A 15,149-nucleotide genomic window follows, 5' to 3' on the forward strand; every position below is an offset into this window, starting at 1 on the left:
TTAGCCCACATATTTTATGCCCTGACCCAAATAAAAGTTAAGGCATTTTATGTAGTTTTCAACGATGTATTTTGACACAAAGCATCATTAAATAGCGTGCATCACATCGTGTTTCATAAAAAAGTTTTTAGACTAAAACGGTATAGGACAATCAAATGTCAGTTGCGCCCCTGTTTTAGGATGAGCGAAGCTTAATTGCGTTGCATGTAAGCACAAACGCGGGTAAAGCTGCTGCTGTTCTGGTGTGGCATATAAGGTATCGCCCAGAATCGGATGACCTAAATATTGCATATGCACACGAAGCTGATGTGAACGCCCTGTAATCGGAATCAGTTGAACTCGGGTTACAGCTTGTCTTTGAATTTCTAAATGTTCGATCGCCTGCCATTCCGTTAATGCAGGTTTGTGATGAGTGGCATCAATAATATGCAATGGCGGACGGCTTGGATCATAAATCACTGGAATATCGACGGTGCCCTGACCTTCTAAATGGCCTGCAACCAAAGCTTGATAAATTTTTGAAGTTTGACGATCCTGAAACTGACGGGAAATCGTGCTCTGGCCAAATTTGGATAAGCCAAAGACCAAGATCCCTGAAGTGTCACGATCTAGACGATGAATCAGTAAGGTTTTAGGTTCTAGTTCTAATAGACGATTGATTAAACAATCTTGTAAATCTGGCGTTTTCCCAGGTACGGTGAGCAAGCCTGCTGGTTTATGGATGACCATAAAATCTTCATCACGATGAATCAAATGTTCACTTAGAAAATCACTCAAGGTAGCCTTCCAACGACTGGATGAAAACAAGCGGGCAATCATAAAAAGCTTGGCGCTGAATTACAATGCATGACACGTATTTTTACTATTTTTTTTCGTGTTTCTCTCGAATTTTCATCCAGATTCGAATTTAAATGCTGATTTAGACCTGTTGCTCTAGAAATTGTTGAATCGCATGCTGGGCAATTTCTGCATCTTGGAAAGATTGTACACCCGAAACCCCAACAGCTCCGACAACCTGCCCTTGATAAACAATCGGCTCACCGCCTTCTAACATACCTTTTGCCGCATTGATGGTTAAAAAGCCGATTTTACCATCACGGATCATATCTTCGGATGCCTTGGTTGCTCTTCGACTGACCGCAGCAGATTGTGCTTTTTCCTGGCAAATCTCAGTTGATAATACCGATGCGCCATCCATACGCTTCATCATTAATAAGGTTCCACCGTCATCGACCACTGCGATACTGACATTAAAACCATGTGCTGTTGCATATTGTGATGCTGCATGAACCAGAATTTCTACATCAGCAGAAGTTAAATAATGTTTAGTTTTCATGTTTTACTCCATTCCTATGAGTTTCTTATATAAAGCTTGTTTAAACATATGCTACAAGCACTATCTTACAGCTTGCCTAAGCCAATACGTTCGCGCTTTGGGACAGCCAAAGACAAACGCCAAGATAGTGGATTATTCAAGCATATTTTACTTTGCGATACAGTAAAGATTCTTTATCTTTACTGCTATTCGTCGCTGAGGTTTATCGTAAAAATAGATGAAAACTCAACAAGATTTGCTTTAAGACTCAGCATTATTTTTTAAATGAGTTAAAGTCGGCTTCTATTTAGACCAACCTAAACAGCAGCCATAAAAAAAGCCCGAATAAATCGGGCTTCTGTATCACATGCTTACTTCATTTCAGCAAAAGTTTCTTTGGCTGCCTGAATGGTATCTGCAATATCCTGATCTGAATGCATTGACGAAATAAAGCCTGCTTCAAATGCAGAAGGTGCAAGATAGACACCACGCTTTAACATGCCATGGAAGAATTTCTTAAATGCTTCAACGTCACAGGCCAACATTGAATCAAAGCTGGTAATGTCATCCTGATCCGTGAAATACAAACCAAACATGCCACCCACTTGCTGGGTCTTAAATGGAATCCCCGCTTCGTCTGCCGCAGTCTGTAAACCCGCAAGCAATTTGGCTAACTGTGCAGCCAGCTTGTCATAGAAACTCGGTTCACGTAAATGTTTGAACATCGCGATACCTGCACGCATTGCCAATGGGTTCCCTGACAATGTACCTGCCTGATAAACACCACCTAAAGGTGCGATGCATTCCATGATTTCACGTTTACCGCCAAAAGCACCGACAGGTAAGCCAGCACCAATGATTTTACCCAACGTGGTCAAGTCAGGTTTAACATTATAAACCGATTGAGCACCACCTAAAGCGACACGGAAACCCGTCATTACTTCATCAATAATGAAGACAGATTTATATTCATCACAAACATCACGGATCGCTTGTAAGAAACCATCGATTGGTGTCACCAAGTTCATATTGCCTGCAACAGGCTCAATGATCACACCCGCAATCTCATGACCAAATTTGCTAAAGCATTCTTTAAACGCTTCGATATTGTTATATGGCAGCGTTAAAGTATGTTTTGCAAAATCAGCAGGTACACCTTTTGAGGTTGGTTCGCCTTCACCTAAAGTCAGTAAACCAGAACCTGCTTTTACTAACAATGAATCCGAATGACCGTGGTAGCAGCCTTCAAATTTTACAATCTTGTCACGACCCGTATAACCACGTGCTAGACGAATCGCGGTCATGGTTGCTTCAGTACCTGAACTGGTCATACGCACCAATTCGATTGAAGGCATAATGTCGCAAATCGTGTCTGCCAAAGTGGTTTCATGCACAGTTGGCGCACCAAAACTTAAACCATCTTCCGCCGCGGTTTGTACCGCTTGAATAATATCTGGATGTGCATGACCTAAGATCATTGGGCCCCATGAACCGACATAGTCCACGTAACGCTTGCCATCAACATCCCACAAATATGCACCTTTTGCCTTTTCAATAAAGACAGGCGTACCGCCAACACCGTTAAATGCACGTACAGGTGAGTTAACACCACCTGGAATATGTTTATTTGCTTGTTTAAATAACTGTTCTTGCTTTGGAGATAAACTCATATAAGGCTCAACCTAGAATCAAGGACAAGGAACGCTGTCGTTCCGAGAAACAATGAAAGCTCCGCAAAAGCGGATGCCTATAATTAGTCAAATAACGTTGCCCATGCAGTTACACGAGCAGGAATTTCGGCTGTTGATCGTCCTAATATATCACTAATTACCGCACAAAGGCTCGCCCCAGCCTCAATCACCACTTGAGAATTTTCCACAGTCAGACCACCAATTGCACAAATCGGCACAGCAAACTTTTGTTTCGCCTGTTTGATGACTTCAATACCGACATTGCCCGCTTCAGGTTTAGTTGAGGTGGCATAGACTGCACCAAACGCGACATAAGTTGCCCCATCGGCAATCGCCTTTTCAGCCAATTCCAGTGAGTTTAAGCAGGTACGGCCAATAATCACACCTTTCGGTAAACGTGCAGCAGCATCGCTTATTTCCCCATCGGACTGCCCCAGATGTACACCCAAACCAAATTGTTCAGCCAGCACCAAATCATCATTAATGACGAAAGGAACCTGATGTTGTTCACACAATGCTTTGATCTGCTCTACTTCATGTGGCTGTTCTGCTTTTTCTACTTTCTTACGGCGATATTGCAGAATCGCAATCTGTCCTGTTGCCAAAGCAACATCTAGTTTTTCGAGTAAGAGCTGGATTGGGTCATCATTGGTGATGAGGTAAAGACCGCGCATGAACGTTTCACTATTCACTATAATTACATTAGCTTCAGGGTATATTTTCTTATCTAAAATTTAAAGAGAGGGAGTGTATTTACATCAATAATCGTTATACATCAGAGCAAATAAAAAAGCTGCCCAAGCAGCTTTTTAAATATCAAAACCATTTTAGGATTCAATTTTATCAAACTGACGATCGATCAAACTCAAACGACCACGGGTAATATCCGACAGCATCCGCCAATCAGAAATAAAGCTATAAAGTGGTTGCTTAAAGCTGGCAGGCTTATTATGTTCAAAAAAGAAATGCCCGACCCACGCACAGGCATAACCCGAAACCAAACCATATACCGCATATTTGGCCTGACGCTTACGAATGGCTTTGCTAAAGAAATATAAACCGATTGAGCTGCCCGCTGCATGCAAACGTCGACTGGCAATATTACGGTGTTCAGTTAAATAAAAGCGATAAAATTCATCATAGTTTTTAATTGGTAATGAAAATTCCACTGGCTGGGTGATATTGGCTGGTGCATTCATTTCTAGATCATCCTAATCCTGCAAGACTCTACACACGTTAATGCATTTTTTGTACAAAATAAAGTCATTGTGTACCCTGCTTTCAATCCTTAAAACAACTTTACAATAATTTTTCAGATCAACAGTTTATACTCATTTATATATTTATCATTCTCGCTGGTCAGGAGTCATAACATCATGGAAATAGAGCTAAAATTTCAACTTCCTGAGTCTAAGAAAAAAAATGTTTTACAGGCGTTAAGCAAACAAAAAGCACAAAAAATTCAGTTACAAGCAAAATACTATGACACTGCTGACCGTTTGCTTGCTAAAAATTATGTGGCTATTCGCTTGCGTCAAGAAGGTGAGCATTGGGTGCAAACCTTTAAAGCTGCCAGTAAAAATCATTTACAACGTATCGAAGAAGATATCTATTTAGGAAAATGTGCTCAAGAACCTGAGCTTGATCTGTCCCTCTATAAACATAATCAAACCGTTCAAACTGTACTACGTGAGGTTTTAGGCGAAGCGCCAGCCGAGCTACAATTACAATTCCAGACCAATGTACAACGTACTTTTCATGTGTTTGAGTTTGAAGGTTCACAAATTGAAGTGTGTCTGGATGATGGTGAAATCCGAACTCCAACTGACCACGCCAGAATCTGTGAAGTCGAATTTGAGTTAAAACAAGGTTCAGCACAAGAGCTGATTGATTTTGCCAAGACTTGGGTGGATAAATACCAGCTCTGGCTTGATGTGCGCAGTAAAGCTGAACGCGGCAATTTACTGGCCCAAGGCAAAGTCGTCTCTGCTGCTACCAAAGCGAAATCACTGAATTTGGATAAAGATGTCAGTGCTGAACAGGCCATCAAACAGATTATCGAAAATACGCTCAATCATATCCTCCCAAATACTGCTGCAATCGCCGATGGTGTAGCAGAAGCCGACCATATTCATCAGGCTCGTGTCGGTTTACGCCGTTTGCGTTCAGCTTTAAAGCATTTTTCCAATTGGTCGACACAGATTGATCCAACTTGGGAAAGTCAATTGGCAGAAATCTTTAGAACACTAGGACAATCACGCGATAATGATGCGATTCAAGATTCAGTCATTCCCTTAATCAAGGAAATCTGTGATTTTGATTTTCCCTTCCCTGAAAATGTCGATGCCAATATTGCTGAATTATTAAGTGGCAGCAAAACAACCCAACTGTTTTTATCCTTATTCAGCTTTAGCTACAGTGAGCATCAATCAAAATCCAAACTTTCTAAACAAGCTGCCAAAAGCTTAACCAAGCTGTATCAAAAGATTCTTAAAGATGCAGGTCAATTTTCAAGCTTAGCAGTGGAACAACAGCACTGTACCCGTAAGCGCGTTAAACAATTGCGTTATTGCATCGACTTTATTGCAGGGATTTACCCAGAAAAACAGGTTCAGCAATTTTTGAATAAGCTACAACCGATTCAGGAATACTTAGGTTTCTATAATGACCTATTTGTGGCTGAGCAGATCTTTGAGCAACAAGCTGCTGAGCATCCGCAATTTTTATTTGCTTTAGGTTGGGTTAAGGCTCAGCAACCACATGTGGCAAAAAAAGCAGCGAAAAAGTTACAAGGCTTATCTGCTCAGGACACTTTTTGGGATGAAAAGCGATAGCTCCATTTCCTTAAATCGCTATCGCGCTTGGCGGCATGGATGCCGCCGTTAAGCTGTGGCATCAAGGATGTGCCATCAGCTTAACAAAGGGGTTTTGTTACTTTTGCCCAGTCAAAAGTAAAGAACCACCTATACAAAAGGTATTAGGTTATTCATAATTTTTGAGGTCGTGCTAATCTAAAAGGGAAATGAAAATCAATTCTTTAGCAGGCAGATAATATCTTCATATTGAGCTTAAATCATTTACCGATACTTCCCAAAAATCTTCCACGTTCCATTATCTGCAATCGGATCACTATAGCTATCATTACGCTGCTTACGTGGCTTATCGCGTGCATCCACCAATTTAAAATGTGGCTCAACACTGAGAATCATGCCATTCATATAAAAACGGGTACGGGTATATTCACTCTGCCCATGTTGAAATACGTAAGTCCGTAAATCGATAAATTCTCGATGCGCAACTAAGGCAGCAGTATCATCACTCCCCAACCACTCTTGCATAGCAAAAATCTGATCCGTTTCAAACTGCCCGCATTTTTCCAATAAGGCCGCGACACCACGAAAGGTTTTCGATTCTTTAGCGCGGGTTTTATTTATCCGAATTCGATCCACATGAAAGAAAAATAACGGCAGATTTAAATGACTAGGCAAATGAATCGCATCCACCACTTCATCTTCCATAAAAGGCTGACACAATTGCTGTGCCCTCTCAATCAAAGGCTGCCATTGTCGATAATACTCATCAACCTCATCCTTTAGACCATAATAAATAGGCAAGCCCTCAACATGCTCTAAAGATTGCGGTGGATAGATATGTTGGCGTAGTAAGGCAATATCCGTTTTTAGGCTTTGAATCGCGATCGCATCTTGCATAGTGATTATTCTAATTGCTTAGGCTATTTTAGATTAAGGCAAAGGTTTAGTTTCGACAAGGCTTTGTCTATAATAATGTGTCTTTACTTGTCGCTGGAAAATCTCATGTCTCAAAAAATTAACGCTACCGATGTGACGGAAGAAGAAGCTTTAAATGCCGTATTTTTTGAGCGCGCCGATGAATTTATCAAACTCGCTAATGATTTTTGCCGCCCACCAAAAGGTCAACAAGCTAAACCAGAAGAGTTACGTGGCCAAGTGAGCGCAGCCATGTTATTTGCCACTGCCCGTTTTAACACATGGGTCGCAGCTAATAACTTTAAGGATGGCGAGGAAATGCGTGAGGCAAAAGAACAAGTGATGTCTTATCTGCTGCAACAATTCCAAATGATGCTGGAAGATAATTTTGACGAATATTGCGAACAGTTCGAAAACTACTTACGTTTCCGCAAAAATGAAGATTTTCATGCACACAAACATGATCATTAATGATTAATACAAAAAAGAAAGCCACCGATCAGGTGGCTTTCTTTTTGTTTGCTTATTTCAAGTTTTGAGGCTGACCATACTGATCTGCCATTACTTCGACAAACTGATCAAGTTTGATGTATTTTTTGATTGCTGCATTCACATCTTCTTTGGTCAATTTGGCAAGTTCCTGATCACGTTCAGCGCGATCCAGCAAGGTTTTGTTGCGCTCTAACTGACCTGTCAACATGCCATGAATATTACGTTCATCTTCCAAAGCTGTGACGCGTTTTTTCATGATGTCTGCTTTCGCCGCTTCAACTTCCTGCTCGGTCACGCCTTTGCTTAACAGCTCATTCAAGACTTTATGTACCGATTGTGATACTTGCGCTGAACGCCCTGACGTGTAGTTTGCAGTAATACTTAACGTACCATCATTGATATCTGGATCTAAGTCTAAACCACTACCAAAACCATAAACCAAGGCATTTTTCTCACGTAACTCTTGTGCCAAACGCGATGAAAGCTGCGAGTTACCCAAAATATGGCTCAAGATAATTAACGCTGGTGCATCTGCATGATAAGAACCGACTGGCAGCGCTAACACGCTTTGGTAACTACCAAATTCACGTTGTTCCGATAAAGCATGCACTTTCTGTGCTTTATAAACCGTATATTGACCTGTTACTTTGGTGTAAGGCTGTTTTGCTTTCCAAGAACCAAATGCCTTTTGTAAGGTCTTTTGCATTTTCTTGGCATCAAAATCACCCGTCACTGCAATTTGTGCATGATCAGTCACAAAGAATTGATCATAGAATTGCTTCACTTGCGATTGAGTCACATCACTGATCTGTTTTTTCGTGAAATCAGGTTCGAAGTGATAACGCAAATCGCCGGGTTGGTAGATTTCCAGAATTTTAGAGAGCGTCATTGAAGCCACAACCGCAGGCTCGGTATAAGGACGATCGAGTACAGATAAACTTTGATTTTTGGCAAGATCAAATTCTGTTTGCGAGAATTTTGGCTGCTTCAACACATCGACAATAAAGTTGAAGAAGTCTTCAAACTTGTCTTTTTTCGCCTGAACCACAATAGTAAAACCATTGCCATTTGAGCTAACAGATGCGCCACCACTAGCAGCAATAGCTTTATCGGTAATTTCTTGCAAAGTATGCTTTTCTGAACCGCGCAACATCAGGTAACTGGTTAGGTCCAACGTTACACCCTTACCAAATAACGCTTTTTCATCACCAAAATCCAGACTAATCGTGGCATAGGTTTTATCATCACGGGTTGCTGTTGGGAATAAAGCATAGCGAATGCCATTCTTCAACTCACCACGCTGGATCTTCTGCTCATTTTTCTGCAACTGCTGAGCAGACTGTGCCATAAACTGGGTCACTTCCTGTTTATACACACTTGGATCTTTTAAAGGTTCAGGCTGTTCATTGCTTTGATCTAAAGTTTTTGGCTTCTCTTCAGCCTTCAAAGTCATCGCTTTCTTTTGATCTTCTGGCGTTGGCAAAATATCACCAGAAATACGATGTGAAGCGGTTAAAAATGCTTTGAGTGTTTCATTGGTATCTTTCAGCTTTAATGCTTGAACTGTTTTTAAGTCCTTAAAATATTGATCCCATTGTCCCTGAGAAGAGACGGCGTAGTCACTGAGACGTGAACCTAAAGCCACCGCATCATTGGCAATGGTATCAGCCGTATTCTGGGTAATATTCTTGATACGCTGTAATTCAGCCTCGGTAAATGGCTGGCTATTTTCCACGCCCGTTTTCAAGGCATCATCAACTTTCTTTGGATCATGGCTTGGTGCGTAAACTGCGCCCATAAATACCACGTTAAAGTCCTGATCTAACCATGTTGCAGATTGAACTGCGGTACTGATGCCTGTCTCGACCATATTTTTATATAAAGGCCCGCTAGGCTGCATGGTATAGAGAGAAGGTGCGAGCGCCAAAATCGGTTGTAATTCGGTATTTTTTCCATTCATATAAATATGGAATTTGGCCAGATCACTGCCCTTTTTCACGGTAAATTGACGTTGTTCAATCTTACTCGCATCAAGAACTGGCACTTTCACCTGAGCAGGTACGGCGCGTGCAGGAATTGGACTGAAATACTGATCAATCTTATTCAATACTTCGGTTTTATCAAATTTACCAGAAATGACCATGACCGCATTATTCGGCGCATACCATGTCTTATAGAACTGATTCAGTTCATTCAACTGAATTGATTTTAATTCAGGTAAGTCGCCAATCGGTAATCGACCTAAATACTGGTTGCCATAAGCGGCTTTCCACACCTGATCTATTAAAACTGCAAACGGCTGATCCATACGGATTTCACGCTCACGTTTTACGATTTCAATTTCAGAGGGTACAAATTTTTCTTGTAACACCAATTTATCCATACGCTCAGATTCGAGATACAGGATTTCATTCAGTGCATTTTTTTCAGGACGAACAATGTTTAAGTATTTGGTTGAGTAATAATCCGTACTGGCATTGGTCATCAAGGTATATTGATCTAAACGGCGCTGAAACTCTTCACCTTTAACGTTTTGAGTCCCTTTAAAAGCCAAGTGTTCTAATAGATGTGCCAGCCCACCTTTTCCTTTTGGATCATTCAGTGAACCCGTCAGGTAAACTGTATTTACATAGACTTTATTTTCTTTATCGTTTGGCGCAAGAATAACTCTGAAACCATTATCTAATTTATATTCTTCAATATTTTTTTCACTTTTTACGAGCACTGTCTGAGACCAAGACGTCGCACTCAACCCAATCAAACAAAGCGAGAGAGTAAGCTGCTTAAAGCGCATTAACATAATTTATCCAAGTATTTATGGTGATTTAAATCATACAGACAAGCTATGGTAGAGAATGATTCGCATTTTTAATAGTTACGTTTTGAAAAAAGCTGTTTATTTAAACAGCTTTTATCTTTGTTTTTGCACAAATTAAGCTAAAAATCAGATTGCCAGTTCAGCCTGCATATACAATTTTGCATAACCTGAAATTTCGATCCGTTCGTCAGACTCAATCCCACAGTCTAAAACTCCACCGCGTGCTGACGCCTGAAAAGCCACGAGTCGCGTCTGGTTCAACTTCTCGGCCCATAGCGGCACAATCGCAGTATGAATAGAACCTGTTACAGGGTCTTCATCAATCCCAATTGCAGGTGCAAAGTAACGAGAAACACAATCAAATTTCCCCTCACCTCGCGCTGTAATCGCTACATCAGGTTGAGAGGCTGTAATCGCTGTCCTGACTTTACCTAAACGTTTTAATACTTCCAGATTAGGTTGTTCATCCAATACATCCTGTACCGTTTCATATTCAATAATATAAGCTTGAGGATTGCGATAGACGGCTTTGAATGGTTTTGACAACCCTTCACGTAGTTCTGACGGGTAGTCAGACACTTGCTCTGCTCTACGAATCGGGAAGTTCATTTTGATTTTTCCATCAGCATCTTGGCTAACGATAAAAATACCCAGATCACGTACATGAAATTGAATCGTTGTTGCTTGAGTAAAATCCTTAAAAAGTACAAAAGCACTGGCTAAGGTGGCATGCCCACAAAAAGCAACTTCTTCTAAAGGTGAAAACCAGCGAATCTCGTAATTACTCTCATCGATTGTCTTTACAAAAGCAGTTTCAGAAAGATTATTTTCCATTGCAATATTCTGCATCAACTGCTGATCCAACCATTCATCTACTACGATAACGGCTGCTGGATTTCCTTTAAATAATTCTTGGGTAAAAGCATCAACTTGATACATCTTCATGGCATAACGCTCGCTCTATTTTTCCATCATTTTGAACATCTGCTTGATAAATGATAGATACAGATTTTTCTAAATTTACGATACACCCATTATTTTGTCTTAATAGGCTACTAAATGCCTAAAAAACAAACCTAAATCAGCATCCGCTTGCTAACAGATCAGGCAAAAAGTCCAATGATTTAGCATAATTCAAAATAAGCCATACACAATATTCACAAACAAAAATTCACAGCTCTCTATGGTAGTACGCAGATGAAACTAGCGAGAAAAGAAATGCGTATTCCTGTTAATGCCATTGTATTTGAAGACTTTGAAACCCTCGATATTATGGGGCCTGTCGAACTATTCGGTTTGCTGCAAGAACATTATCAAGTGCAGTTTTATAGCCTGAATGGTGGTCTGATCTCCAACAAACATGGCGTTATACTGCAAACACAGCCATTTAAAGACATGACCGTCAATCAACACAGTATTTTGTTGGTTCCAGGCGGAATTGTCACCTTTGATTTAATCCAGAATCAGCCACTTCTCGATCAACTAAAAACGCTTGCGCTGCACAGTGGACATGTACTGACCATTTGCACAGGAAGTTCTTTACTGGCTGCCACGGGTGTACTAGATGGCGTCCAGGCGACTTCCAATAAAATGGCGTTTGAGTTTGTGCAAAAACTCAATGATAAGGTGCTCTGGCAAGCTCAGGCACGCTGGGTAATTGATGGCAAATTTTACACCTCATCGGGTGTAAGTGCGGGTATGGATATGACCCTTGCTTTTATTCGTGATACACAAGGCGAAAAAATGGCGCAACTTTGTGCCGAAGAGGCTGAATATATCTGGAATTGTAATCCTGAAGTTGATCACTTCTGTAAAGTAAAAGCGGACTGATCAAGCGTAGTTTATGAAGATTTACCTGTTATCACTTGCAGTAGGTATATTGGTGGGTGTGTTGTATTACGTTTTAGATGTCAAAGCGCCTGCACCACCAATTGTTGCTTTACTGGGTTTATTGGGCATCGTGATTGGTGAGCAATTTATCCCTTTTATTCGGCTTTATTTCTCTTAAAGCAGCAATTTTTACTCAATCTCCCCAAACATGAGTGGCTCATAACCACTCATTTTGAGCAAAAAATCATTCAACGATCCTCAGTCAATTCGGACATCAAAACCTAAATTTTCAGCAATCATCAAAGTTTGATCAAGGTTGATAATCGCCTCTTTAATTTGAGTCTCTTTCGGATCTAATGCACTTAAATCACTGCCTCTTAAATCACACTCTGTAAAATCTGCGCTGTGCAACCATGCACCCGATAAGTCGCTCTCTCGAACTGAACTTCCATGACAACGTGCCCCTGTCAAATCGGCCTCTCTTAAACGCGTTCGAAGAAAAGAAGCTTTTTCTAAATCAGCACCCGGCAATCCAACAAAGGCCCAATCACTGTCTTCGACCCGCATATGATGAAACTGGCAATCACTAAACATGCTGCCCACAAACTTACAGTCAGTAAATTTACTATCAAAGAAATTACAGAAGGCAAAGGTACAATTGATAAAAGCACTACTTTGATGAGTTGAACCATTGAAGCGCGCACGGCGAAAAGTACATTCATTAAATACCGCACCAGTACTGTGAGCCTCAGACATGTCTAAATCGACAAATAAAGTGCGCTCATATTTTTGGTTACTGAGCACTTGCTCATACCAATCTAAACTGGCAATGCTATCTGTCGTTTTAGGTGCAGCTTCACCATATTTTCTTTCAGCCATGATGCTCATTTTTTTATTTTAGAAGATTTAAAAATATGCCATGCATTCAGATTTGTACATGCTTTTTTCATCACATCTTTAATTCTTGATTAAATAAAAAGAGCGGAAAAAACCGCTCTTCTTGTGAAAACAAACTATCAATCTTCCATGTGCTCAATAATAGCTTGTGCGAACTCTGAACAGCGTAGCAAAGTTGCATTTGACATGAGACGTTCAAAATCATAGGTCACAGTTTTAGCGGAGATCGCACCTGAAATCCCCGTAATAATTAAATCCGCAGCTTCTGTCCAGCCCATATCACGCAGCATCATTTCCGCAGACAAAATAATCGAACCGGGATTCACTTTATCCTGTCCTGCATATTTGGGTGCAGTCCCATGCGTTGCTTCATATACGGCAATGGCACCACCAATATTGGCACCTGGTGCAATGCCAATCCCTCCTACTTCGGCTGCAAGTGCATCGGAAATATAGTCGCCATTTAGGTTCAGTGTGGCAATGACAGAATAATCTGCTGGACGCATTAAAATTTGCTGTAAGAATGCATCAGCAATCACATCTTTAATAATGATCTCTTTGCCTGTTTTCGGATTTTTAATTTTTACCCAAGGCCCACCATCCAGCAACTGCCCACCAAAACGTTCCATCGCAAGTTCATAGCCCCACTCTTTAAACGCACCTTCGGTGTATTTCATGATGTTGCCTTTATGAACCAAGGTCACAGAAGGTTTATCGTTATCAATCGCGAACTGAATCGCTTTACGAACTAAACGCTGAGAACCTTCTTTAGACACGGGTTTAATCCCGATTCCACACTCTTTGGGGAAACGAATATTGGTTACACCCATTTCTTCCTGTAGGAATTTAATCACTTTTCTCGCTTCAGGAGAGTCCGCTTTCCATTCAATCCCCGCATAGATATCTTCCGAGTTTTCACGGAAGATCACCATATCGGTCAGTTCAGGATGTTGTACTGGAGAAGGCACACCTTTAAACCAGCGAACTGGACGCACACAGACATATAAATCAAGTTCCTGACGCAATGCGACATTTAAAGAACGAATTCCACCACCTACAGGTGTGGTTAAAGGGCCTTTTATTGATATAATAAACTCGCGTAAAGCATCAAAAGTTTCTTCGGGCATATAGCTGCCGTAAATTTTGTCTGCTTTTTCACCGCAGTAGACTTCCATCCATTCGATCGAACGTTTGCCACCATAAGCTTTTAGCACGGCGGCATCTACTACTGCTTTCATTGCTGGTGTAATATCCACACCAATACCATCACCTTCAATAAAAGGAATGATCGGACGATTTGGAACATTCAGTGACAGGTCTGCATTTACTGTGATTTTGTCTCCGTCTGCAGGAACCACGATCTTCTGATAACCCATTTTGCAGGTTCTCCCTCATGTATTTAATGATTATGTCTATGCCTTCTATGGCATGCTTTTCGTTTTTTATTACATGAAACAGTTTAGTTCAAAACTGGTTTTTTTGAGATTTATACGGGAAATAACAACATTTTCCCATTAAATAAAAACCTTTATTGTTATGATGCCGCCCATAGCCAAAGCAGTATACAGATATGAAAATAGTCGTATTTAATAAACCTTATGACGTTTTGTCACAATTCCGTGAGGATTCCGCTCACCTCACCTTTTCGCACTTTATCCATGATCCTGATTTACGTCTTGCGGGCCGACTTGATCTCGATTCAGAAGGCTTAACCTTCCTGACGGATCACGGCGGTCTGAATCAATACATTACCAATCCAGCCAATAAGAAATTTAAAACCTATCTTGCGCAAGTCGATGGCGATGTGACTGAAGAAGCATTAGAGCAACTTCGTAAAGGTGTGGAACTGGCTGATGGTATGACTTTACCAGCAAAAGCGCTGAAAGTAGACCAACCAGAATGGTTATGGGAACGTGATCCACCAGTACGTTACCGCGCCAATATCCCGACCAGCTGGATTGAGCTACAAATTTGTGAAGGCCGTAACCGTCAGGTGCGTCGTATGACTGCTGCTGTGGGTTTCCCAACACTACGTTTGATCCGTACTAAAATTGGTGCAATCGATCTGATTCGTCTGGGCTTACAACCCGGTGAGCAAACTGAAATTGAACCATTGCTTTATCCTGATTTTAAAGACCTGCCTGAAGATAAACCTTATCGCTCTCGCTCTTATGTGAAAAAACCAGGTGGTACGGGCGGTAAGCCGATGCACCAGAAAAAGAAAGAAGGTGATAAAAAAGACGGCGACAAGAAAAAATCAGGCACTAAACGTATCTGGCAAATGGATGAAAGCGAAAAACCACGTCGTAAGACCAATGGTACGACGCGTCCAAATACCAAAGCACCGCGCGGTCGTAGCCGTAATGGTCGTTAATCTT

The 15,149-nt window shown here is 41.1% G+C and carries 15 protein-coding genes; 5 read left to right on the forward strand and 10 right to left on the reverse strand.

Annotation, left to right across the window (positions count from 1 at the left end; all coding sequences use genetic code 11):
- Nucleotides 1-132: 132 nt before the first annotated feature.
- From AWW72_RS03795 to AWW72_RS03815, 5 genes are all read right to left on the reverse strand, one after another.
- Nucleotides 133-777 (reverse strand): RluA family pseudouridine synthase, encoded by a 645-nt coding sequence (locus tag AWW72_RS03795; RefSeq protein WP_171254672.1) that lies wholly within the window; start codon nt 775-777, stop codon nt 133-135.
- Nucleotides 778-919: 142 nt separating this feature from the next.
- Complete coding sequence (locus AWW72_RS03800; RefSeq protein ID WP_005258973.1) at nt 920-1,336, reverse strand: GlcG/HbpS family heme-binding protein; 417 nt, start codon at nt 1,334-1,336, stop codon at nt 920-922.
- 350 nt (nt 1,337-1,686) lie between these two features.
- A complete protein-coding gene (gene hemL, locus AWW72_RS03805) occupies nt 1,687-2,985 on the reverse strand; it encodes a glutamate-1-semialdehyde 2,1-aminomutase (protein ID WP_062846496.1) in 1,299 nt (432 codons plus the stop codon).
- Between the two features lie 83 nt (nt 2,986-3,068).
- Nucleotides 3,069-3,680 (reverse strand): thiamine phosphate synthase, encoded by a 612-nt coding sequence (gene thiE / locus AWW72_RS03810; protein ID WP_062846497.1) that lies wholly within the window; start codon nt 3,678-3,680, stop codon nt 3,069-3,071.
- Nucleotides 3,681-3,833: 153 nt separating this feature from the next.
- The gene (locus tag AWW72_RS03815) at nt 3,834-4,205 is read right to left on the reverse strand and encodes an Mpo1-like protein (protein WP_062846498.1); all 372 of its coding nucleotides are present in this window, start codon (nt 4,203-4,205) and stop codon (nt 3,834-3,836) included.
- A 177-nt stretch (nt 4,206-4,382) separates the two neighbouring features.
- Here AWW72_RS03815 and AWW72_RS03820 point away from each other — a divergent pair, with 177 nt between their 5' ends.
- Entirely contained in the window at nt 4,383-5,840 is a 1,458-nt protein-coding gene (locus AWW72_RS03820; protein WP_062846499.1) for a CYTH and CHAD domain-containing protein, read from the forward strand.
- A 243-nt stretch (nt 5,841-6,083) separates the two neighbouring features.
- Here the strand turns inward: AWW72_RS03820 and AWW72_RS03825 are convergent, their stop codons facing one another.
- On the reverse strand, nt 6,084-6,716 hold the full coding sequence (locus tag AWW72_RS03825) for a hypothetical protein (protein WP_004770278.1): 633 nt from the start codon (nt 6,714-6,716) through the stop codon (nt 6,084-6,086).
- Between the two features lie 105 nt (nt 6,717-6,821).
- Between AWW72_RS03825 and AWW72_RS03830 the strand changes: the two genes are divergently transcribed.
- Entirely contained in the window at nt 6,822-7,205 is a 384-nt protein-coding gene (locus AWW72_RS03830) for a DUF3144 domain-containing protein (protein WP_004770279.1), read from the forward strand.
- A gap of 52 nt (nt 7,206-7,257) precedes the next feature.
- Here AWW72_RS03830 and AWW72_RS03835 read toward each other — a convergent pair whose 3' ends face one another.
- On the reverse strand, nt 7,258-10,026 hold the full coding sequence (locus AWW72_RS03835; RefSeq protein ID WP_062846500.1) for a M16 family metallopeptidase: 2,769 nt from the start codon (nt 10,024-10,026) through the stop codon (nt 7,258-7,260).
- Between the two features lie 144 nt (nt 10,027-10,170).
- Nucleotides 10,171-10,989 carry a PhzF family phenazine biosynthesis protein gene (locus AWW72_RS03840; RefSeq protein ID WP_062846501.1) on the reverse strand — a complete coding sequence of 273 codons (819 nt, stop codon included), beginning with the start codon at nt 10,987-10,989 and terminating at the stop codon, nt 10,171-10,173.
- 273 nt (nt 10,990-11,262) lie between these two features.
- Between AWW72_RS03840 and AWW72_RS03845 the strand changes: the two genes are divergently transcribed.
- Nucleotides 11,263-11,874: a DJ-1/PfpI family protein gene (locus tag AWW72_RS03845; protein ID WP_062846548.1), complete on the forward strand. Its 612-nt coding sequence runs from the start codon at nt 11,263-11,265 to the stop codon at nt 11,872-11,874.
- Nucleotides 11,875-11,887: 13 nt separating this feature from the next.
- Nucleotides 11,888-12,052 (forward strand): DUF1427 family protein, encoded by a 165-nt coding sequence (locus AWW72_RS19010; RefSeq protein ID WP_081402415.1) that lies wholly within the window; start codon nt 11,888-11,890, stop codon nt 12,050-12,052.
- 80 nt (nt 12,053-12,132) lie between these two features.
- Here AWW72_RS19010 and AWW72_RS03850 read toward each other — a convergent pair whose 3' ends face one another.
- Nucleotides 12,133-12,753, reverse strand: coding sequence for a pentapeptide repeat-containing protein (locus AWW72_RS03850; protein ID WP_005258991.1), 621 nt, complete (start codon nt 12,751-12,753; stop codon nt 12,133-12,135).
- A 137-nt stretch (nt 12,754-12,890) separates the two neighbouring features.
- Nucleotides 12,891-14,147: an NADP-dependent isocitrate dehydrogenase gene (gene icd / locus AWW72_RS03855; protein WP_062846502.1), complete on the reverse strand. Its 1,257-nt coding sequence runs from the start codon at nt 14,145-14,147 to the stop codon at nt 12,891-12,893.
- 194 nt (nt 14,148-14,341) lie between these two features.
- Here icd and AWW72_RS03860 point away from each other — a divergent pair, with 194 nt between their 5' ends.
- Nucleotides 14,342-15,145, forward strand: a complete 804-nt coding sequence (locus AWW72_RS03860; protein ID WP_004770289.1) for a pseudouridine synthase — start codon at nt 14,342-14,344, stop codon at nt 15,143-15,145.
- Nucleotides 15,146-15,149: the final 4 nt, after the last annotated feature.

Origin of the sequence: Acinetobacter sp. NRRL B-65365 (genome assembly GCF_001605865.1) — a bacterium.
GTDB lineage: Bacteria > Pseudomonadota > Gammaproteobacteria > Pseudomonadales > Moraxellaceae > Acinetobacter > Acinetobacter vivianii.

What these genes read in the sequence shown, in the direction of transcription:
- thiE (WP_062846497.1), bottom strand. Translation starts at nt 3,680, where the DNA reads ATGCGCGGTCTTTACCTCATCACCAATGATGACCCAATCCAGCTCTTA.
- AWW72_RS03860 (WP_004770289.1), top strand. Translation starts at nt 14,342, where the DNA reads ATGAAAATAGTCGTATTTAATAAACCTTATGACGTTTTGTCACAATTC.
- AWW72_RS03830 (WP_004770279.1), top strand. Translation starts at nt 6,822, where the DNA reads ATGTCTCAAAAAATTAACGCTACCGATGTGACGGAAGAAGAAGCTTTA.
- AWW72_RS19010 (WP_081402415.1), top strand. Translation starts at nt 11,888, where the DNA reads ATGAAGATTTACCTGTTATCACTTGCAGTAGGTATATTGGTGGGTGTG.
- AWW72_RS03835 (WP_062846500.1), bottom strand. Translation starts at nt 10,026, where the DNA reads ATGTTAATGCGCTTTAAGCAGCTTACTCTCTCGCTTTGTTTGATTGGG.
- hemL (WP_062846496.1), bottom strand. Translation starts at nt 2,985, where the DNA reads ATGAGTTTATCTCCAAAGCAAGAACAGTTATTTAAACAAGCAAATAAA.
- AWW72_RS03800 (WP_005258973.1), bottom strand. Translation starts at nt 1,336, where the DNA reads ATGAAAACTAAACATTATTTAACTTCTGCTGATGTAGAAATTCTGGTT.
- AWW72_RS03820 (WP_062846499.1), top strand. Translation starts at nt 4,383, where the DNA reads ATGGAAATAGAGCTAAAATTTCAACTTCCTGAGTCTAAGAAAAAAAAT.
- AWW72_RS03850 (WP_005258991.1), bottom strand. Translation starts at nt 12,753, where the DNA reads ATGGCTGAAAGAAAATATGGTGAAGCTGCACCTAAAACGACAGATAGC.
- icd (WP_062846502.1), bottom strand. Translation starts at nt 14,147, where the DNA reads ATGGGTTATCAGAAGATCGTGGTTCCTGCAGACGGAGACAAAATCACA.
- AWW72_RS03815 (WP_062846498.1), bottom strand. Translation starts at nt 4,205, where the DNA reads ATGAATGCACCAGCCAATATCACCCAGCCAGTGGAATTTTCATTACCA.
- AWW72_RS03840 (WP_062846501.1), bottom strand. Translation starts at nt 10,989, where the DNA reads ATGAAGATGTATCAAGTTGATGCTTTTACCCAAGAATTATTTAAAGGA.
- AWW72_RS03845 (WP_062846548.1), top strand. Translation starts at nt 11,263, where the DNA reads ATGCGTATTCCTGTTAATGCCATTGTATTTGAAGACTTTGAAACCCTC.
- AWW72_RS03825 (WP_004770278.1), bottom strand. Translation starts at nt 6,716, where the DNA reads ATGCAAGATGCGATCGCGATTCAAAGCCTAAAAACGGATATTGCCTTA.